This is a genomic window from Phyllobacterium calauticae, from assembly GCF_019991125.1.
Lineage (GTDB): Bacteria > Pseudomonadota > Alphaproteobacteria > Rhizobiales > Rhizobiaceae > Phyllobacterium > Phyllobacterium calauticae.
Genome location: NZ_JAGENB010000003.1, coordinates 681,574 through 701,980, shown reverse-complemented (window position 1 = coordinate 701,980; position 20,407 = coordinate 681,574). Strand labels below are relative to the sequence as shown.

The following is a 20,407-nucleotide window of genomic DNA, read 5'->3' as shown; positions in this document are numbered from 1 at the left end:
CGCAGCACCGCTCAATAATCTCTTTCGAAGAACACACCGGCGCCGGAGTCACCATCGCTGCCGACGGAGCCCTTGGCCTTCAGCTGCGGCGTCACGTCGAGATTGATCGTGCCCTTGGTCTTGCCGCCGGCACCCGCTTCCACGCCAAGATAGACATTGTCGCGGATATAGCGCCCGGCCTTGACGCCGGCATTGCCTTCGCTGTCCGTCGTCACATCGAGATCGTCGAGGCCGGTGCCCTTGCGCAGGCTGTCGAGCAGGGATGAGTTCGATCCGCCGGCCAGTTCGGCCGCGGCGGCAGCCAGCCGCGCAATCTGCAATGGCGACAATTCGCTGATGGAGCGGTTGAAGATCAGGCGGGCAAGGACCTCGTCCTGCGGCAATTCCGGCTGCGACGAGAACGCGATCTGCAGATCGGATACCCGCCCCTTGACCGTGACATTGACCGTAATGTCGCTGCTCTGGGTGCTCGCGACGAAATTGAGTTCCGGGTTGAGATCCCCGACCAGCGTGACCTGCCCTTCGGTGAAGGTGATACGCTGCCCGAGAATCTCAAGGCGCCCGCGTACCAGATCGAACGCACCGACCGGCTGGATATCGGTTGCGGGGCCAGTCAGCCGCACCGAGCCGCCGATTTCCGTATCCAGCCCCCGGCCGCGCACGAAGATCTTGTTGGGCGCTGTCACATTGATATCGAGCCGCACCACACTGGGCCGTGCGGTGGGTGTTGCCGTGGCGGGCTGGTCGGCCTTGGCGCGCTTCAGCGTCGTGGCGACGGCCTTCGGCGTCTTCTTGTGCTTGACGTCGATGACCGCCGACGAACCGCCAAAGCTTTCGGGAACGCTGATTTCCGCACGGTCAACATTGATGTTGCCGGCAATCACGGGATCGCGCGTCAAGGGACCGTTGACGCCGAGCGCACCGGTCAGCGTGGCAACGACAAGATTGCCGTCGGCATAGCGGGCCTTGTCGAGCTTGATCTGGATGTTGGCGGGGAAATTGGCCGCTGCATCGGTGGAGATGGTGCCCGTGGCGCTGACAGTACCGCCGGTGGAAAGCCCGGCATTGAGCGTGCGGATGGTGACGGTCTGTCCCTCCATGCTGCCAAGCAGGGTAATGCGCTGCAGCCGCAGATTGGTTTCCGGATCGACCACTTCGGCACCATTGGCCGAGAACATGCCGCGGATCAGCGGCTGCTGGAAGCTGCCGGAGACGGATGCGGTGACGTCAATATTGCCCTTTGCCTGCGTGCCGCGATCGGCCAGGAAGCGGTTGGCCAGGGACAAGGGGATATTGCCCGTTACATTGATGCCAAGCCCGTTTCCGGAAACCGGCACATTGCCATTGGCCGACACGGTGAAACCCTGCGGCCCGTCAGCCTTGGCCGACGTCAGGGTCAGCGTATCGTTGGCAAAGCGGCCGGCGGCGGTCAGCTGCAACGGCGACAGACCGGCGTCCTGCAAAGGCTTGGCGGACAGGCCCGACCCCTTCAGGTCAAATTCGGCATTGGGCTTCTGCAGCGTGCCGGTGATGCGGCCCCTGCCGGTGATATTGCCTGCCAGGTTCTGATCCTTGACGACGCCATTCAGAACGCGCAACGGCAGGTTGCCGAGCGTCAGATCGACGGCAAGCTGTCCCGGCGTCAGTGGAACCGAGCCTTTGGCCGACGCATCGAGCCCGTTGGCGCCAGTCAGGCGCGCATCGACATTGAGCTGATCGGTGGTCGATGTCCCCTTGGCGTCCAGATTGAGGCCGTCCAGTCCGGCCTTTTTCAGCACGGCGGCGGTGATCGCGCGGGCCTGCATATTGAAGTTCACGTCGGGCTTGTCGCGCGTGCCGCCGATCCTGGCGGTGCCGTTGATTTCACCGCCCAGTCCCAGATCGGGCTTGACCGCATTGGCGACATCGAGCGGCAGCTTTTCGATGGCAACGGCGAGGTCCAGCTTCTCGGCGACATCGCCGCGGATCGTGACCTTGCCCTTGCCGATATCCAGAATGATATCACCGAAGGAAACATTGCTGCCGGCGACATTGATGGCGGCCGGCTGGACCAGCCGGGCGGCAAGCGCGCCACGGGTCAGATCCGCATTGGCGAGCGACAGGAGAAAGCCCTTTTCCGTCGGTTCGAGCGAACCGCCAACGGATGTCTTCGCACCATTTTTCAGCGCGGCGTTCAGCTTGAAATCGGTGGTCTTGCCCTGCTGCGCCGCCTGGGCATCGAGGGTTGAAATATCGACACCACCGGCCGAAACCGTGGTGGCCGTGATCGTGCCGTTGGCGGACGGAACCTTGAAGATGTTCTGGGCGGCCAGTGCAACCGCCGCCTTGCCGACGATGACATTGTTGGCCTTCAACCCGTCAATATCGCCTTTGACGTCGATATTCTGGCTCTCGTCATCATGGCTCAGCGCAATGGCGGCATTCGCCTTGCCGGTCGCCTCCACGAGGAACAAGGCTGCGGCCGTCGACACGTCGCTGGAAGCGAGGATCAGGTTGCCCTGAAGCAGCCCCTTCTTGTCCTGGGTGACATCACCGCGCAGCCGTGTGCCACCGGCAATGAACTGGATATTGCTCAGGCGTTTTTCGTCCTTGCGCAGGGCAAGTTCGGTGGCAAGATCGGCACGAATGCCGTCAAGGAACGCCAGACCGGATACCTTGCCGTCCAGCGCGTCCTTGAGCAGAAGCCCATTGAAGGAGAACGCGCCTTCGCTGAGCTTGCGCCCGGAGAGCTTGCCATCCGGAACCCCGGCATTGAACGCCAGAGCGATGATGCCGTCACTGCCGCGCGCGCTGCCCTTGACCTTGAGCGCCCCGCTGGTCTTTTCCGACAGGAGCGCGAGGTTGGTGAGATCGAGACCGAAATCGAAATTGGCGGCGCCTGTGGCAAAGGTGCCATTGGCCGTGACCAGCGTCTGCGGGTTTTCGACCCGGAAATTCCTGGCGCTGAGGCCCGCTTCACCGCGCGCGAGGCCGCCGGTGATGCGGGTTTCGCCCTCAAGCACGCGATCCGCCGCATCAATGCCAAGCGTCATGCCGGTTGCATGGCCATCCAGCATCAGATTGAAACCACCCGTCAGCGCTTCGACAGCACCATTGGCCTTCAGATCGAGCGCGCCGGCGAGATCGCGTCCGGCAAGTTCGGAAAACGGTGCGATGCTCGACGCCTTGACCAGGATGTCACCGTTATAGATGAACTTGTCGATGGTACCGGCCAGCGCCGTGCTGAAGCCGTTGGCGGCAACCAGCGCCTGTTTGAGATTGACCGGCGTACTGGCCTTCCAGTCGCCGTTGATCTTCAGCTGGATCAGGTCGCCCAGTGCCTTGGCGATATCGGCGCGCTTGGCCGTGATGCCGGAGACATTGCCGTTCACATCATAGCTCAGGGAACGGGCGGTCGGGTTGTCAAGATTTTCCGCCAGGCCTTTGGCAACGAGATTGACCGCTTTGGCGGCAAAATTGTTGGTGGTGAGGTTGGTGACGTCGAGTGTGCTCGACCAGTCATTGCCGGCACTTGCCCCGAAGGCAACGGCCAGTACGGCCTTGTCGACGGTTGTCTGGCCGCCCGCAACCGGCAGAATGACCTTCTTGCCGCTGGGATCGGCAATCGAGGCATCCACCTTCAGGCGGCGCAAAAATCCATCATTGGTTGTATCGGCTGTCGCATCGACCGCAAGAGCAGCGCTCTTGATGTTCAACCGGTCAAGCGAAACACCGCCGGCATCGCGCACCACGCCATTGACCGCGAGCGCTGTATCGTTGCCGAAGAAATCACGGAAGAGCGGCGGAACCAGCATGGCGATCGCGCCATCGACGGTTGTCTTGAACGCAAGTCCCTCGCCCTGACGGTTGATCTGCGTGCTGCCGGTGAGAACGCGCTTGCCGGCGGCATCGAGCGTCAGCTGCAAGGCAATATCGCTGAGCGGGCCCGATCCCTTCAGCGAAAGTGCGACCGGCGGCCTGCCTTCAATATTGAGAAGATTGGCGGCAATACCGTTCTGCGGTTCATTGAGCGACAGATCCAGATCGAGCTTCTGGCTTTCCTTGGCATAGGCCGCCTTGATCGCAAAGGTGCCGCCCGGGCCGTCAAGACGCTGCACCTTGAGGTTCGAATCCAGGGAGCCGCTATCGAGCGTCAGGCTGCCGGCCAGAGAGATTTCCGACTTCAGCCCGAAAATACTGTCGCCGAAGGCAATGCGTCCCACCTGCAAATCCTGCAGGATGACCGCAAGCGGCAACTCCGGCAGGCTGAAACCCTTGGCTTCGGGTGAAGGCAGGCTGCTGGTGTCCGGCAGCGGCTTGCGGATGACATCGATGCGCTCCGCGCCGAGGCTGTTGATATCCAGACGCCCGCGCAGCAACGCCAGACGGCTCCAGACAATTTTCGCATTGGTAACGCGCAGCCAGATTCCTTCACGGTCGGCAATGGTGATGCTGCCGATATTGGCTTCCGACGACAGGACGCCCTGAATGTCGGAAATGGAAATCTGGCGATTGGGCGTCGACAGCTGTTCCTCGACGAAGCTGAGGAAATAGGACTTTTCCGCCTCGGCGCTATCCTGCGCCAAAGCCGGTGCTGCAAAAAGCAGAAGGAATATGACTGCGAAAATCCGGGTCAAAACGCCTGTCCTATACCAACGTAGAATGCAAAACTCGGGTCGTTTGTCCGCCGGTCGAGCGGCATGGCCACATCGAGGCGGATCGGGCCAAGGCCCGTATTGTAACGAATGCCGGCGCCAACGCCCACACGCAACTGCTGGGCAAAATCGGGGAAAGACTCTTCACCCACATAGCCCGCATCGACAAAGCCGACGGCACCGATGGTGTTTGTGATCTTGGCGCGCGCCTCCACGGATCCCTCGACCAGCGACCGCCCGCCGATCACATAGCTTGTGCCGTTGCGCTCGACATTGACGCCGATGTTGCGATAGGCGTAACCGCGCACCGAACCGCCGCCACCGGCAAAGAACAGCTGGTCTGAAGGCAGTTCGGCAATTTCTGCGCCGACAATCGTGCCGAGTTTCAGGCGGCTGGCGAGCACGAACCGGTCGTCCTTACCGAAGCCGAAATAGGTGCGGCCCTCCGCCGTGAACTTGGTGGCGAAGTTGCCATGCTCGATCTCGTAGAACGGCGACAGCAACCCTTCCAGAAAATAGCCGCGCGCCGGATCGACCTTGCTGTTGCGGCTGTCATAGGTGAGGCCGCCCAGCAGACCGACGGTGAGAAAATCGCGCGTGCCGAAGAAATCGTCCTTGAACTGCGATTTGGAAACATTGGCAGTAAGCCTGCCGGAGAGTTCATCGGAGAAAATCTGGGTGAAACCGGCATCGGCCGTAATCGATGTCTGCGTGTAGGCGTCGAGCACCTTGCGCTCGCCAATCAGCGAGGCGATGAAATCGGTATCAGGCGTATAGACGCCGGGCTTGGTGAAACTTGCACCCAGCAGATAGCTATATTCCGAGGGATCGTAGGACTGACTGCCAATGCCGCCGATCTTGGCGTCAATGCGCAGCCGTTCCGCCCGGCCGAAGAGGTTGCGGTGCAGCCAGTATGTCTCGAGACCGAGACCGTCCAGCGTCGAATAGCTGCCGCCAACGCCGAAGCGGCGCAACTTCTGTTCCTGCACCGCCACGGTGATCGGCAGCAGGCCGTCGCTGCCGATGGCATCGCCTTCCTCGATCCGCGCCGAGCGGAAGACTTCGAGGCGCGACAGCCGTTTCTTGGCTCTCTCGATTTCGTCGGGATCGTATTCCTGTCCCGGCTGCAGGCCGGTGATGAACGCCACGAATTCCGGGTCCATGCGCTCGGTGCCCTTGACCTGCACCGGCCCAAAACCGGCCTTGGCGCCGGGATCGGCATCGATGGTCGCGTCAACCCGGTTGGTCTCGTGGTCGGCGATGACTTCCCGGCTGACAATCCTGGCTTTTGGATGCCCCTGCTGGCGCCAGGCATCGACCACCAGCCGCTCAGCTTTGACGATGGCTGTCGAGCGGGCAATCTCGCCAGCGATGTAGCCCTGTTTCTCCGGGCTTTCGACAAAGTCTTTCGGGTCGAGCGTCGGCGGCGCCATGTTCTTGACCCGGGCCGACGCAAACAAGAATTGCGATCCGGGATCGACTGAAATGACCACCTTGGCCGGCTTGGACAGCACGGCATCCGGCGGAACATCGCTCGCCTCCTTGCCGTCGACCTGAATGCTGATGGTGCCGCCGTAGCGGCCGTCCGCGTAGAGCGCGCCAAGTATGCGGCGGTAGTCTCCGCGCGCCTTGGCGAGCAGTCCCGCCGCACCGGACGCAGGCTTGTCCTTGTCGGCAAACAGGCTCGATGCGCCCTCCACGAGCGCCTTGGTTTCATCGCTTGTCGAAGCAGCGGTTTCAACCGTGTATCTCTGCGGGTCGGCGATGACCGAATCCGCATCGTCCTCCTTCTTGGCACCCCAGAGATGAACGCCGAAAAGATCAAAGGCCTGGGCAGGCGAGACAAGGGCCGTAAGGGCCAGCAATGCGGCACCGAAACAACTGGCCTGTGGGCGCTTCAAGTCCATCAACCAGCAAATTCCCTACACATCAATAAACACAAGGATACACTGCAGGGACCGTGCGCACGCTGCCTGCAATTGATAAAATTCGCCCTTCGAGCTTAAGAAAACGATAACATGCCGGGAAAAGCTGGCCAACCCGCAATGGCACCTGATCGGCCATGCAACCCGGCATTAGTGGCCATATCGCCACAAAACCGCGATACAAGCGCATTTAAACGCCAATCACTTTTTATGTGGCGCGTGCAATAGTTTGCCTGAAGCCAAACCCATTTCCACCCGCATCATTGAACGACACATTTACGTTTTCAAGTGCCGCAACCCTTAAAGTGCACACTGCGCACTATTTATTGACAAAGTGCATATAGCGCACTATTTTATCGAAGGCCATTTTAAAAATGCCAACCATTGCCAGAATTGGAAAAATACTCATCCGGATGTTTGCTGACGATCATAACCCGCCGCATTTCCACGTTGTGACCCCGGATTATCAAGCGCTCATCAGGATTTCAGATTTTTCCACCATTGGCGGCTGGGTACCGTCGAGCATTCGTCAAACGGCATTGCAGTGGGCTTCGCAGAACAAGGAAAGGCTCGAACGTGAGTGGGACAGGCTTAGAGAACGATGACATCATCAATGTCGGGTTGCCGCTACCCCGCATCAGAGACGTTGTTCCGCTGGATGGGCGTAAGGTTGCCGTCACATGGCGCTCGGGTGAAACGAAGATCGTGGATCTTGCTCCGGCTTTTGCCAGTCGCCGTGTCTACATACCACTGCGGGAAAATGACGGCCTGTTCAGGACCGTGCGCGTCAGTGAATATGGCGAGGCGATTGAATGGACGGATGAGCTGGATTTTTCAGCGGCGTGGATTGCGCGCCTCCCCCCCGTGACATTCGACAATCAGGAATTCAGAACTGCCATGGATGAGCTTGGCATGAGCCTCGATGGCATGGCGGCGGCGCTTGAAGTCTCACGCCGCCTGATTGCCGATTTCCGTAGGGATAAGCCCATTCCACGGCACATCGCGCTTGCCACCCGCTACCTGGTCGAACACCATAAAAAGGGCGCCTGAGGCAACCGGCGCTCCTTTGCGTGCAAGCCGGTTTTATTCCGCTGCAGCGAGCCAGCCGCCCTGCGGGCTGGCATCGACGGGCATGGCGGCGCTGATGTGCCCGGCGACGATTTCAGCCGTGGCGGCAGACAGTGTCCAGCCGAGATGACCATGGCCGGTGTTGTAGAACACACCGGGCCGCGTGCCTGCACCGACGCGCGGCAGCATGTTCGGCATCATCGGGCGCAGGCCGGCCCACGGCACCACGTTGGACGTGTCCATGCCCGGGAACAGCTCGCGGCTCCAGTCGACCAGCGGCTTGACCCGGTCGTGGCGAATGTCGCGGTTTTCGCCATTGTATTCGGCCGTACCGGCCACGCGCAGGCGCCCCGCCCCAAGACGGCTTGTGACGATCTTTGCATCGTCGTCGAGCAGGCTCACCCATGGGGCCGACTGCTGGCTCCCGGCATCATCCAGATTGACGGTGATCGAGTAGCCCTTGACCGGATAGATGTTGACGCGGTCGCCGAGCTGGGCGGCAAATTTGCGGCTGGCAATGCCGGCGCAGATGACGATGGCGTCAAAACGCTCCGTCTCTATCCCGGCATCGGCAACGGATGCCCTGTTCCATGCAACCACCACGCCGTCGGCGCCGTGCTTCAGTTCGGCAACGTCGGCATCGCCAATGAAGCGCACGCCATGGCGGATGGCGGCAGCGGCAAGGCCGCGGGTGAACTTGTGGATATCGCCGGTCGAATCGGATGGCGTGAAGAACCCGCCATAGAAGGAACCGTTCAATGCCGGTTCGATGCTGCGGATTTCTTCATTGGTGACGGCCCGCCGGTCAAGACCGCCGGCTTCCAGCAGCCTGTTGACCTTGACGGCGTGGTCATAACCGTATTTCGAGCGGTAAATGTGCAGGATCCCGCGCTTTTCCAGGTCGAAATCGATCTTTTCATCCGCAGCGATTTCGAACATGCGCTTGCGCGCTTCAATGGCGAGCCTGGTGGTGGCGATGGTATTTTCTTCGTAGTGCGGGATGTTCATGACGAATTCCGCCATCCAGGAATATTTGTGCCAGGAGGGTTTCGGGTTCATCAGCAGCGGCGCATCCTTGCGCAGCATCCACTTCATGCCTTTGAGCACCGTGGACCAGCTGTTCCACACCTCCGCATTGGACGCGGAAAGCTGACCGCCATTGGCGAAGGATGTTTCCATGGCCGCGTAGCGGTTGCGGTCGAACACGGTGACGGAATAGCCCTGGCGGGCAAGCGCATAGGCAGTCGTCACGCCGGTGATACCGGCGCCGATAATGGCGATATGGGTCATGATAAAACGGTCCTCAGGCAACACATGGTTTCAGTTTCGCCGCTGACAACGGCACGAAACCCCATCTGTCACGGAACCTGAGAGCTTGGCCCTTTGAGCGCCCGCCGGATGTTTGTCATCCGTGTCGTCGGCGCCTTTTTCCGGTCATGCAACCGGGCAGGGCTTTCTCCTTCGGTGGGTGCGGCTTTTCAAGCCATACCTCTCTCCAGATGTTCTAGACTATTCTGGTCCTTTTGCCTGAGAGTTTCCGGGGCGGTTGCTCCATCGGCGCCGGTTTTACCGGTCTCTCCCAGATAGCCTGTGCGAACGCGGGATATATATCGCAGTTGCGAGACGAGAACAACTGGCTAAGAAGCGTCGCAGCAATTATGCTGACTGAAAATCGCCCAGCCTTCCGGAGGAATTTATGAAGCCTGTCTTTCTGCAACTGCAATGCGCGCCCGGCAAGACGTACGAAGTTGCAAAAACCCTGTTCGAGCGTGAAATCGTCTCGGAGCTCTATTCGACCAGCGGCGAGTTCGACCTTCTGGCCAAGATCTACATTCCGGAAGATCAGGATATCGGCAAATTCATCAACACCAACGTGCTCGATATATCAGGCATTGCGCGATCGCTGACAACGCTGACCTTCACCGCGTTCTGACAGGCGCTCGGCGGGGCGAGACATTACGTCCCGTTTCATGCGCCCGGCATCTGCCTTATGTAATCAATGCAATGAAACACGCCCCTTCAAGGCAATAAAATTCCATTCTTTTGCCATGGGAACTCTTTTTCTGTAAGAGATGCTCCCTCGCCCGTCATCAGCAGGATTTTCGACAATGCCTCCTTATCGTTCACGCACAACCACACATGGCCGCAACATGGCAGGAGCTCGCGGGCTCTGGCGCGCGACCGGCATGAAAGACGAGGATTTCGGCAAGCCGATCATCGCCGTGGTGAACTCGTTCACCCAGTTCGTGCCCGGCCACGTCCACCTGAAGGATCTCGGGCAGCTCGTGGCGCGCGAAATCGAAAGCGCCGGCGGCGTCGCCAAGGAATTCAACACGATTGCTGTCGACGACGGCATCGCCATGGGTCACGACGGCATGCTTTATTCCCTGCCGTCGCGTGAAATCATCGCCGACAGCGTCGAATACATGGTCAACGCCCACTGTGCGGATGCCATGGTCTGCATTTCCAACTGCGACAAGATCACGCCCGGCATGCTGATGGCAGCGCTGCGCCTCAACATCCCCGTCGTTTTTGTCTCCGGCGGACCGATGGAAGCGGGCAAAGTCGTCTGGGAAGACAAGGAAAAGAAGCTCGATCTGGTCGATGCCATGGTTGCGGCCGCCGACGACCGCATTTCCGACGAGGAAGTGAAGGCCATCGAGCGTTCGGCCTGCCCGACCTGCGGCTCCTGCTCCGGCATGTTCACCGCCAATTCCATGAACTGCCTGACCGAGGCACTCGGCCTTTCCCTGCCGGGCAATGGCTCGACGCTCGCCACCCATGCGGACCGCCGCCGCCTCTTTGTCGAGGCCGGCCATCTCGTGGTCGATCTCGCCCGCCGCTATTACGAACAGGACGATGAAACGGTTCTGCCGCGCTCCATCGCTTCGTTTGCCGCCTTTGAAAATGCCATGACCCTCGACATCGCCATGGGCGGCTCGACAAACACCGTGCTGCATCTGCTGGCCGCTGCGCATGAAGGCGAAGTCGACTTCACCATGAGCGATATCGACCGCCTGTCCCGCCGCGTTCCCGTCCTGTGCAAGGTGGCGCCTGCCGTTGCCAATGTGCACATGGAAGACGTGCACCACGCCGGCGGTGTCATGGGTATTCTCGGCGAACTCGACCGTGCCGGTTTGCTCGATACATCCGTCTATTCCGTGCATGCCGCCAATCTCGGCGCTGCTCTTGACCGCTGGGATGTGGTGCGCAGCAAAAACCCGTCCGTGCATGATTTCTTCAAGGCGGCACCGGGCGGCGTCCCGACACAGGTAGCCTTCAGCCAGGAGCGCCGTTTTGCCGATGTCGATCTTGACCGCGAAAAGGGTGTCATCCGCAATCTTGAACATGCCTATTCCAGGGATGGCGGTCTGGCCGTGCTTTACGGCAATCTGGCGGAAGACGGCTGCATCGTCAAAACCGCCGGTGTTGATGACTCGATCCTGAAGTTCTCCGGTCCCGCCCGCATTTTCGAAAGCCAGGACAGCGCCGTTCTCGGCATTCTCAATGGCGGCATCAAACCGGGCGATATCGTGCTGATCCGCTACGAAGGTCCGCGCGGCGGACCGGGCATGCAGGAAATGCTCTATCCGACCAGTTACCTGAAATCGAAGGGTCTCGGCAAAGCCTGCGCGCTGATCACCGATGGCCGGTTCTCCGGCGGTTCATCCGGCCTTTCCATCGGCCACGTTTCACCGGAAGCGGCGGAAGGCGGCCTGATCGGCCTGGTTGAGGACGGCGATATCATCGATATCGACATTCCGAACCGCGGGATTCATCTGGCTGTCGACGATGCCGTCCTGGCCGAACGCCGCGCAAAAATGGAAGCCAAGGGCACCGCTGCTTGGAAGCCGGAGGAAAAGCGCAAGCGCAAGATCACCACGGCTCTGCGCGCCTATGGCGCCATGGCAACCAGTGCTGCCCGGGGTGCGGTGCGCCAGATTCCCGACGACTGGAACTGATCAGGGTTCAATGGATACCTACTGGAAGCGGGCTTCCAGTAGGTCGATATCCCGCACCATTTTCGTGGCAATGCTGCTTTCAAGCCGCCTTGCCCGAACCAGGCGGTGAATTTCCTGCCGTTCCGCCCGAAGCGCGGTGATGCGCAGCAGCTTCTCGATCTCCTCGCTCCGCGCAACCTCTTCGCGCTCTTCCCCGAGCTGCATGCGCCCGTCAATACGCTTGCGGTAGAGCTCCATGATGTGGTTGGCGACATCCGTATAGATATCGGCGTCGGCGCGGCCCGATGCCAGGCTGTGCTGGGCCCGCTCGATCGCCATGATTGCGGCTTCTGCGGCAGCGATACGGGCATAATCCTCTTCGCGCTGGTTTGAATCCTCGATGGGCAGGTCGATATTGCGCAGCAGACGCGGCAGGCTGACACTGGCCATGACCAGCGACAGGATGATCACACCGGTGGCGAGGAAAATGACGAGATCGCGGGCCGGAAACAGCGAACCGTCGTAAAGGAACAGCGGCAGCGTCAGGATACCCGCAAGGGTGATGGCACCGCGAACGCCGGCAAACGACATGGCGGCAATCAGCTGCCAGCTTGGCTTGACCACGGCCTCACCCTGCCTGCGGCGCTGCGCCATGGTCACGCGCCACGACACCCAGACCCAGAGAAAGCGCAGGGCAGCCAGAGCGGCATAAATGACCACGACATAGACCAGCAGCCACCAGGGGCTGGTCTCGCCGTGCTGCACATTCTCGACGGCACCGGAGAAAATACCGGGCAGCTGTTCGCCGAGCAGAACGAAGATGGCGCCATTGGCGGCGAACTGCGCCGTATCCCACACCGCCGTGCGGCGCACGCGGGTCAGCGCCATGGACTGGGCCGTGTTCTCGGCGTAGCTCATGGTGATACCGGCGGCAACGGCGGCAAGGATGCCCGAGGCATGCACATGTTCGGCCAGCAGGTACGCGCCGAAGGGGATGAGCAGGCTGATGAGAATCTGCGAGCCGCTCTCCTCACCGAGCTTGCGGGCGAGGAATGCCTTGCCGCGCGTGACGCCAATGGTCACGCCGATACCGATGGCAATCCCCGCAAAAGCGAGCCAGAGGAACGTAAAGAACGCCTCGGTGATCGAGAAGCTACCGGTCAGCATCGCGGCCACGGCAAAACGCATGCAGACGAGGCCGGACGCATCGTTGAGCAGGGATTCCCCTTCAAGAATATGCATCATGCGCGAGGGAATCGGCACGCGCGCCGCAATGGCGGAAACGGCGATCGGATCGGTCGGCGAGACGATGGCCGCCAGCGCGAAGGCCACCGGCAGGGGTACCGAGGGGATCATCCAGTGCACGAAGAAGCCGACACCGATCACCGTGAAGATGACAAGGCCGAGCGCCATCTCCAGAATGATGCCCTTGTCCCGGAAGAGACCCTCCTTGGGGATGCGCCAGCCATCGAGAAACAACAGCGGCGGCAGAAACAGCAGGAAGAAAATGTTGGGATCGAGCTGCACGCGGATGCTGGTGACCGAGGCAATCGCAGCGCCAAGCCCGATCTGCACCAGCGGCAGCGGTACGGCCAGAGGCAGCACGCGCACGATGGAGTCACTGACCACAACGGCCAGAAGCATCAGCAAGACGATGGTGATTGTTTCCACGGCGAATCCATTTTGATTGTCGGTGCAGGATGAAGGAAAGGCCGGTGCTTTGTCGAGGCGAACCTTGGCAACTTTGCGCCCAGATCGTGCCGATTGGGTGAATTGGCGGCAAAGCACGACAATTCCGCGACAATCAATTTTACGTTTACGTCAATGTAATACTTGCAAGCGCACCGCCTATCGCCATAGATAGAATTGTTGAGTAGCATGTTTAGGGTTGGAGGACCGTGGGCCCGCTACAAGGAAACCATCAGGGGAGGTTAATGTGGCAAAACAGACAACGCCGGTAAAAACATCCGTGACAGCCAAGCGCGCCACTGCAAAGGCAGCGCCAGCCAAAACGGCGAAACCCGCCGCCACGACTGCCAAAGCCGCCGCGAACAAACCAGCCGGTGAGGTCAAGACAACGAAAACCGCCAGTGCGGTGAAACCTGCTGCGGTAAGGACGGCTGCCAAGGCTGCAAGGACGGCAACAAAACCTGCCGCGAAAACCGCAGCGCCGGTTGCGAGCGAAGCCAAGACACCCGCGGCAAAGAAGCCCGCAGCCAAAGCCAAAACTGCGGCGCCAGCCGCCGAGGCAGCATCGGCAAAGGTGGCATCCCTCGCCCAAATGCCCGAGCCGAAACTGTGGGTCAAATCCTATCCGGAAGGCGTTCCCGCCGAGATCGGACCGCTGCCCTACGAGAATATCAACGCGCTTTTTGCCACCGCCTACAAGAAATATGCCAACCGGCCGGCCTTTACCTGCATGGGCAAGGTGATGACCTATGCGGAAATGGATCGCAAGTCACAGGCATTCGCGGCCTGGCTCCAGTCACGCGGGCTGGTCAAGGGCGACCGGGTTGCGGTGATGATGCCGAACATCCTGCAATATCCGGTGGCCATCGCTGCGATTCTGCGGGCGGGCCTGACGGTGGTCAATATCAATCCGCTCTACACGCCGCGCGAGCTCGAACATCAGCTCAAGGACAGCGGTGCGAAAGCGATCATCATTCTGGAAAACTTCGCAACGACGCTGCAAAAGGTCCTGACGGCGACGCCGGTCAAACATGTTGTCGTTGCGACCATGGGCGACATGCTGGGTCTCAAGGGCCATATCGTCAATCTGGTCGTGCGCCGCGTCAAGAAAATGGTGCCGGCCTGGTCCCTGCCCGGTCATACACCGTTCAAAACAGCGCTGGCGCAAGGGGCCGCGCTCACGCTGAAGCCGGTCGAGGTCAAGCGGGACGATATCGCCTTCCTGCAGTATACCGGCGGTACGACAGGCGTTTCCAAGGGCGCCGTGCTGATGCACAGCAACATCGTGGCCAATGTCACGCAGATGCGCCTGTGGGTCGAGGTCGGCTTCCGCAAGAAGGGCCGTCCGGACAATCTGACGTTCATCTGCGCCTTGCCGCTCTATCATATTTTCGGCCTCACCGTGAATGCGATGATCAGCATGGAACTCGGCGGCAACAATGTGCTGATCCCCAATCCGCGCGACATCCCCGCCTTCGTCAAGGAATTGCAGAAAGTGCCGATCCACGTCTTCCCGGGTCTCAACACGCTTTTCAACGGACTGCTCAACAACGAGGATTTCCGCAAGCTCGACTTCCGTAACCTGATCCTGACACTGGGTGGCGGCATGGCCGTGCAAAGACCGGTCGCCGATCGCTGGTTCGAGGTGACGCGCGGCCTGATCACCGAAGGGTTCGGCCTCTCCGAGACATCGCCGGTCGCTTCGGCCAACCGCCTGGATGCCACGGAATTCTCCGGCACGATCGGCACGCCGCTGCCATCGACCGACTTCTCCATCCGCGATGATGACGGCAAGGAACTGCCATTGCTGGAAGTCGGCGAAATCTGCATTCGCGGGCCGCAGGTCATGGCCGGATACTGGAACCGTCCGGACGAGACAGCCAAGGTCATGACAGCGGACGGCTTCTTCCGCTCCGGCGACATGGGCTACATGGACGAGCGCGGCTACACCAAGATCGTCGACCGCAAGAAGGACATGATCCTGGTGTCCGGCTTCAATGTCTATCCCAACGAGATCGAAGAAGTCGCCATGGAACACCCCGGTGTGCGCGAGGCGGCGGCAATCGGCGTTCCCAACGAGCACTCCGGCGAAGTGGTAAAGCTCTTCATCGTGCGCAAGAATCCCCTGCTCACGGAAGAGGCGGTCAAGGCATTCTGCGCCGAGCGGCTGACCAATTACAAGCGTCCCCGGACGGTCGAATTCCGCGACGAGCTGCCGAAAAGCAATGTCGGCAAAATCCTGCGGCGCGAATTGCGCGGCTGATATCCGAGAAAGCCGCCTCAGGCGGCTTTCTTCTTTTCAGGCGTTTGCGCGCCGGTAGAGCGCAAGCGAACCGGCAAGCGCCAGCAATGCGCCGCCGCAGATGCGATCGAGCCACAGCGCGCCCGATTTCTTCAGGACACGGACGGCCTGCGAACCGAGCAGGGCATAACCGAACATGATTGCAAAATCGAGCGTGGCGAAAATCACCGCCAGCACCGCATATTGCGGGATTTGCGGCATATCGGGCGCGATGAATTGCGGCAGGAAGGCCGAAAAGAACAGGTAGCCCTTGGGGTTGGTCACGGCAACAAGGAAGCTCTTGAGAAAGATGGCACGGGTGGTTGCCGGCGGTTCGTGCGTGGCGGCGCGCAGCGACAGGTCAAGCGTTCCCTTCGAGCGCAGAAGCATGAGGCCGAGAAAGGCGAGATAACCGGCACCGAGCCATTTGACCACCGAGAACCAGAACTCCGAGGCTGCAAGCAAGGCGCCAAGGCCAAGGGCAACGGAACCGATCAGGACGAAATCGGAAATGACCGCACCCGCCATCCCCGCCAGGGCGCGGCGGACACCGAAGCGCGAGCCATTGGTCAAAGCCAGAAGAACCGTCGGCCCCGGCGTGGCTATGCCGACGAAAGCGACGAGAGCAAAAGCAAGAAGCGTTGTTGCGGTCATGATCATCCCCCTTGGCGCCAGATTGCGGACATCCCTGCCGCTGACATTACCCATGGCACGAAGCCGGTCAAGCGGGCGCGCATCCCTGTCCTTCACGGGGAAGGACAGGGATGCAGGAGATTAAAGCGGCTGGCCGACATCAATGCGGTTGCCGTCGAAATCCTCGAAGACGAAGGCCCTGAGGCCATACTCCTTGTCCTTCAAACCCTTGATGATGCGTAGACCTTGTGCCCGGCAGATCGCATGCAGGGCATCGACATTGTCCACCATCATATGGATGACATTGAAGGGCGCTGCCTTGTGGCCTTTCTGCAATGTCAGGTGCAGTTCGGCATTGTCGCGTTTCAAAATCATGAACCCGACGGGATCACCATTCTGGAAGGTTCTGGAAAAGCCGAGAACGCCCGTGTAGAAATCATGGGCGCGCTGAATATCCGCAACCGGCAGCATGGCTGCGATTCGTCCGAAATGGATGGAGCGGGCGGGACTATCGTTCATGTCATAACCTCATGGCTTGAAAGCTCAGGCAGGCTTTCCCGGACGGTGCCGGTTGGAGCGGCTGCTTTTGTCGATCAGATCATGAGACGGTGCCCACCGGATTTCTATAGCGAGAGGTGTTGTCTCCATCAAGTCCGCAAAGCTTTATCGCGTCCCGCCAGGAAATCCGGCAGATCGGCAATCGAGCCCAGAATGGCGTCGCTCAGCGATGCCAGATCATCCAGCGTGCTGTTGCCCGACAGAACGCCGACAGCCAATCCGGCACCCGCCGCATGGGCCATTTCCAGATCGTGGCCGTTGTCGCCGACCATGGCGATGGCGCTGGCCGGAATGCCGGTCTTGGCCGCAAACAGCTCCAGCTGGTCGGCGTGGGGTTTTGCCCGTGCGACGGAATCATAACCGATGATCACTGAAAACAATGCGGTCAATCCCAAAGCCTCGGCGGTTGCCCGCGCACCAGCTTCCGAATCATTGGTGGCGATACCAAGGATGAACCCCTGCGCGGCCAGCCGCTCCAGCGTTTCGCGCAATCCGTCGATGCCCACGGCCCGGCGCGACCCCTCGCGCACCGTATAATCATCGTAGCTGCGGATGCGCTCGCGCTTTTCCTCCAGTGTCAGTTCCGGATGCCAGAGATCGACAATGTCATTGATCGTTCCGGCGGCGACAACCGAGCCGCCACGGAACCGTTCCATCTCCCAGTCATAGCCGCCCGCTTCGACAAGCGCGCGGGCGCGATCCACATCGCCATCCGCCGCCTTGTGCGCCAGTTCCATGGTGATGCCGAACCACGTCCGGTTGAAATCCACCAGCGTGCCATCCTTGTCAAACAGGATGGCACGGATTTCCGAAGGATGCGTGCGGGGCATCATGCTTCCAGCGAGCCCGGCCGCGCCTGTTCGGAGCGCTTGGAACCCAGGAGCTTGAGAAGGTCGTCGCCCCGGCGGGTGTAACGATGGCTGCGCCGCGTGAGAATACGGCCCGCCTGCGGCGCCGTCAGCGTGATATCGCCGGAGGGATCGCCGGGAACGGTCACCACCGTGACGAGTTTTGCGCCTGCCGCGACCTCGTCGCCAATGTTCACATGGAACAGGATCATGCCGCCCTGCGGCGCACGCACCATTTCGACATTTTCGAGTGGTGTAACCGGGCCCTTGAAATCAACCGTCAGCGTGACGGCGGGATCGGTGATCACACCGCGATGCACCAGGAACCGGTACAGGCCTTCCGCGTCCGCCTTGCCTGTTGCAATATCGACATCGTTCAATCCGCGGAACTCGACTGTCGTAACAGCGCGCCGCTTCACGTCACGCTTGCCTTCTGGCAGCTGCAATACCGGATGGGCACAGGCCTCCTCAAAGGCCGCATCGGCGGTGCTGTTCCAGGACAGGATCGCCGTTGACCCGAGCGCCGCGGCCAGATCGTACATCTCCGGCAGGAATGCCTGATGGATGTAGAGGTAGTTTTCGCTCTCGTCATCGCAGTGCAGATCGAGCACGATGTCGTGCGGCAAAGCGAGACGCAGCAATTGCGCCTTCAGCCGATCAGCCAGGGATTTCGGACCATCGATCGGAACCAGGCCCGACGTATCGAACGTATCGAGCAAAGGGAAAGAGCGGTTGAAATTGCCGCTGGAGAAGAATTCGAAACGGCCGAGATGCTGGTGCGACAACCATTGAGCGGAGCCGACCGGATTGGCCTGCGGCACAACGGTAATGTTACCGGCGATGCGGCCTTCCCTGCCTGCTTTTTCCAGCATGGGGATGAGGAAATGCAGCGCCGCCTGTCCGGGCAGTTCCGAACCATGGAGCGACGATTGCAGATAGGCGCTGGCCGCCTTTTCATCCTTGCCGGCAAAACGCAGCACACGCAGTTCGATATGATTGCCCGGCACATCGCCGGCCAGCTGGATCGTTTCCGTCTTCATCAATGCTTTTCCAGTTCCTCACTTCCGGCCCTGGAGCAGAGGCCGGATACCCATTCTGTTTGTTATCGGGCCACTATAGCCTATTTGCCGCGACGCTTCCTCAAGTGCGCGACAAGACCTTGCGTGGATGCGTCCTTGTCCGTTGGTTTTGCCTCTCCGGAGACGATCGGCAGAAGCTCGGTCGCCAGTTCCTTGCCGAGCTCGACACCCCATTGATCGAAGGCATTGATGCCGAAGAGCTGGGCCTCGACGAAAACGCGATGCTCGTAAAGCGCGATCAGGCGGCCCAAGGAGAAGGGATCGAGTTTGTCATAGACGATGGTGATCGATGGCCGGTTGCCTTTGAAAACACGGTGCGGCGCAATGCGGTTCACCTCGGATTTCGCCAGGTTCTTTGCCGCGAGCTGCGCCTTGGCTTCTTCCAGCGTGCGGCCCTTCATCAGGGCTTCCGACTGGGCCAGACAATTGGCCAGGAGCATCTCATGCTGATTATCGAGATGCGGCTCGTGGCCCTTCGCCGCGACGATGAATTCAAGCGGGATCGTATCGGTTCCCTGATGCAGGAGCTGGAAGAAGGCATGCTGACCATTGGTGCCGGGTTCACCCCAGACCACCGGGCCGGTCGGACCGGAAACCGGCTTGCCGTCGACGGTGACGCCCTTGCCGTTCGATTCCATGTCGAGCTGCTGCAGGTAGGCCGGCAGGCGGGCCAGCCGCTGATCATATGGAATCACGGCGCGGCTGGTGTAACCGGAGATGGCGCGATGCCAGTAGCCGACCAGACCCAGCATCATCGGCAGGTTCTTGGAAAGCGCCGCCTTGCGGAAATGTTCGTCCATCGCATGGGCGCCATCGAGAAACCGGCCAAAGTTCTCGGGCCCGATCGCAATCATCAATGGCAGACCGATGGCCGACCAGATGGAATAGCGGCCGCCTACCCAGTCCCAGAAGCCGAAGATACGATCTTCCGGGATGCCGAAGGCGTCGACCTTGTCGAGCGCCGTGGAAACGGCGGCAAAGTGCTTGCCGACAGCCTTTTCACCCAGCGCATCGGCGATCCATTTGCGCGCGGCGCGGGCATTGGTCATGGTCTCGATGGTGGTGAAGGTTTTCGACGCGATGATGATCAGCGTCGTCGCCGGATCGAGGTCTTTCAAGGTATCGGCGATGTGTGCCCCATCGACGTTGGAGACGAAATGGGTCTTCGGCCCGTCATGATAGGGTGACAGGGCGAGCGTTGCCATGGCCGGTCCGAGATCGGAGCCGCCAATGCCGATATTGACCACATCGGTGATCGGCTTGTTCTTCGAACCCTTGATGGCGCCGGAGCGCAGGCCATCCGCATAGGCGCCCATGCGCTTCAGCACATCGTTGACGCCGGGCATGACATCCACGCCGTCAACCTTGATCGGCTTGTTGGAACGGTTGCGCAGCGCCACGTGGAGCACGGCGCGGCCTTCAGTATTGTTGATTGGTTCGCCGGCAAACATCGCATCGCGCCGGGCTTCCACATGGGCAACTTTTGCCAGATCAGCAAGGAGGGAAAGCGTCTCGTCATTGACCAGGCACTTCGACCAGTCAAGGAGAAGATCGTCGAGACTGAGGGAATAGCGGGAGAAGCGTTTGGGATCTTCCATGAAGGTCGCGCGCATGTTTTTCGGCGCGCCGATTTTGAAGTGTGCTTTCAATGCCTGAACGGAGCCACGCAGGTCGTTCGCTTTCACTGTCGCCATTTCTCTCTCCTGAAGTCACGCCTTGATCCTGACAGAGTGGAACCTGCCACCGGAATC

The 20,407-nt window shown here is 60.4% G+C and carries 14 protein-coding genes and 1 riboswitch; of the genes, 5 read left to right on the top strand and 9 right to left on the bottom strand.

Translation table 11 applies throughout. The features are described from left to right. Positions 1–11 precede the first annotated feature (11 nt). Both J1W56_RS15305 and J1W56_RS15300 read right to left on the bottom strand, forming a co-directional pair. Positions 12–4,616: a translocation/assembly module TamB domain-containing protein gene (locus J1W56_RS15305; protein WP_223614097.1), complete on the bottom strand. Its 4,605-nt coding sequence runs from the start codon at positions 4,614–4,616 to the stop codon at positions 12–14. Then, positions 4,613–6,541 carry an autotransporter assembly complex protein TamA gene (locus J1W56_RS15300; protein WP_223614096.1) on the bottom strand — a complete coding sequence of 643 codons (1,929 nt, stop codon included), beginning with the start codon at positions 6,539–6,541 and terminating at the stop codon, positions 4,613–4,615. The genes J1W56_RS15305 and J1W56_RS15300 overlap by 4 nt, the downstream gene beginning before the upstream one ends. A gap of 392 nt (positions 6,542–6,933) precedes the next feature. Between J1W56_RS15300 and J1W56_RS15295 the strand changes: the two genes are divergently transcribed. Both J1W56_RS15295 and J1W56_RS15290 read left to right on the top strand, forming a co-directional pair. Next, entirely contained in the window at positions 6,934–7,164 is a 231-nt protein-coding gene (locus J1W56_RS15295) for a DUF4160 domain-containing protein (protein WP_223614095.1), read from the top strand. Next, the gene (locus J1W56_RS15290; RefSeq protein WP_223614094.1) at positions 7,136–7,609 is read left to right on the top strand and encodes a DUF2442 domain-containing protein; all 474 of its coding nucleotides are present in this window, start codon (positions 7,136–7,138) and stop codon (positions 7,607–7,609) included. Before J1W56_RS15295 ends, J1W56_RS15290 begins: the two co-directional genes overlap by 29 nt. Positions 7,610–7,642: 33 nt before the next feature. Here J1W56_RS15290 and J1W56_RS15285 read toward each other — a convergent pair whose 3' ends face one another. Beyond that, positions 7,643–8,917, bottom strand: a complete 1,275-nt coding sequence (locus J1W56_RS15285) for a D-amino acid dehydrogenase (protein ID WP_223614093.1) — start codon at positions 8,915–8,917, stop codon at positions 7,643–7,645. A gap of 215 nt (positions 8,918–9,132) precedes the next feature. Continuing rightward, positions 9,133–9,219: riboswitch (glycine riboswitch) on the bottom strand. A 104-nt stretch (positions 9,220–9,323) separates the two neighbouring features. On the opposite strand from J1W56_RS15285, the gene J1W56_RS15280 reads away from it, so the two are divergent. After that, a complete protein-coding gene (locus J1W56_RS15280; RefSeq protein ID WP_105733984.1) occupies positions 9,324–9,560 on the top strand; it encodes an Lrp/AsnC ligand binding domain-containing protein in 237 nt (78 codons plus the stop codon). Between the two features lie 175 nt (positions 9,561–9,735). After that, positions 9,736–11,589 carry a dihydroxy-acid dehydratase gene (ilvD, locus tag J1W56_RS15275; RefSeq protein WP_223614092.1) on the top strand — a complete coding sequence of 618 codons (1,854 nt, stop codon included), beginning with the start codon at positions 9,736–9,738 and terminating at the stop codon, positions 11,587–11,589. 18 nt (positions 11,590–11,607) lie between these two features. Here the strand turns inward: ilvD and J1W56_RS15270 are convergent, their stop codons facing one another. Next, the gene (locus tag J1W56_RS15270) at positions 11,608–13,239 is read right to left on the bottom strand and encodes a Na+/H+ antiporter (protein ID WP_223614091.1); all 1,632 of its coding nucleotides are present in this window, start codon (positions 13,237–13,239) and stop codon (positions 11,608–11,610) included. A gap of 592 nt (positions 13,240–13,831) precedes the next feature. Here J1W56_RS15270 and J1W56_RS15265 point away from each other — a divergent pair. After that, complete coding sequence (locus tag J1W56_RS15265; RefSeq protein ID WP_319025554.1) at positions 13,832–15,520, top strand: long-chain-fatty-acid--CoA ligase; 1,689 nt, start codon at positions 13,832–13,834, stop codon at positions 15,518–15,520. A 36-nt stretch (positions 15,521–15,556) separates the two neighbouring features. Here J1W56_RS15265 and J1W56_RS15260 read toward each other — a convergent pair whose 3' ends face one another. The 5 genes from J1W56_RS15260 to pgi all read right to left on the bottom strand — a co-directional run bounded on the left by J1W56_RS15260 (position 15,557) and on the right by pgi (position 20,326). Next, entirely contained in the window at positions 15,557–16,192 is a 636-nt protein-coding gene (locus tag J1W56_RS15260) for a LysE family translocator (protein ID WP_223614090.1), read from the bottom strand. A gap of 120 nt (positions 16,193–16,312) precedes the next feature. Next, the gene (locus J1W56_RS15255) at positions 16,313–16,690 is read right to left on the bottom strand and encodes a glyoxalase superfamily protein (RefSeq protein WP_223614089.1); all 378 of its coding nucleotides are present in this window, start codon (positions 16,688–16,690) and stop codon (positions 16,313–16,315) included. A 128-nt stretch (positions 16,691–16,818) separates the two neighbouring features. Next, on the bottom strand, positions 16,819–17,559 hold the full coding sequence (locus J1W56_RS15250) for an HAD family hydrolase (protein WP_223614088.1): 741 nt from the start codon (positions 17,557–17,559) through the stop codon (positions 16,819–16,821). Further along, on the bottom strand, positions 17,559–18,617 hold the full coding sequence (locus tag J1W56_RS15245) for a M14 family metallopeptidase (RefSeq protein WP_223614087.1): 1,059 nt from the start codon (positions 18,615–18,617) through the stop codon (positions 17,559–17,561). The genes J1W56_RS15250 and J1W56_RS15245 overlap by 1 nt, the downstream gene beginning before the upstream one ends. Before the next feature lie 80 nt (positions 18,618–18,697). Continuing rightward, positions 18,698–20,326, bottom strand: a complete 1,629-nt coding sequence (pgi, locus tag J1W56_RS15240) for a glucose-6-phosphate isomerase (protein WP_404928151.1) — start codon at positions 20,324–20,326, stop codon at positions 18,698–18,700. Positions 20,327–20,407: the final 81 nt, after the last annotated feature.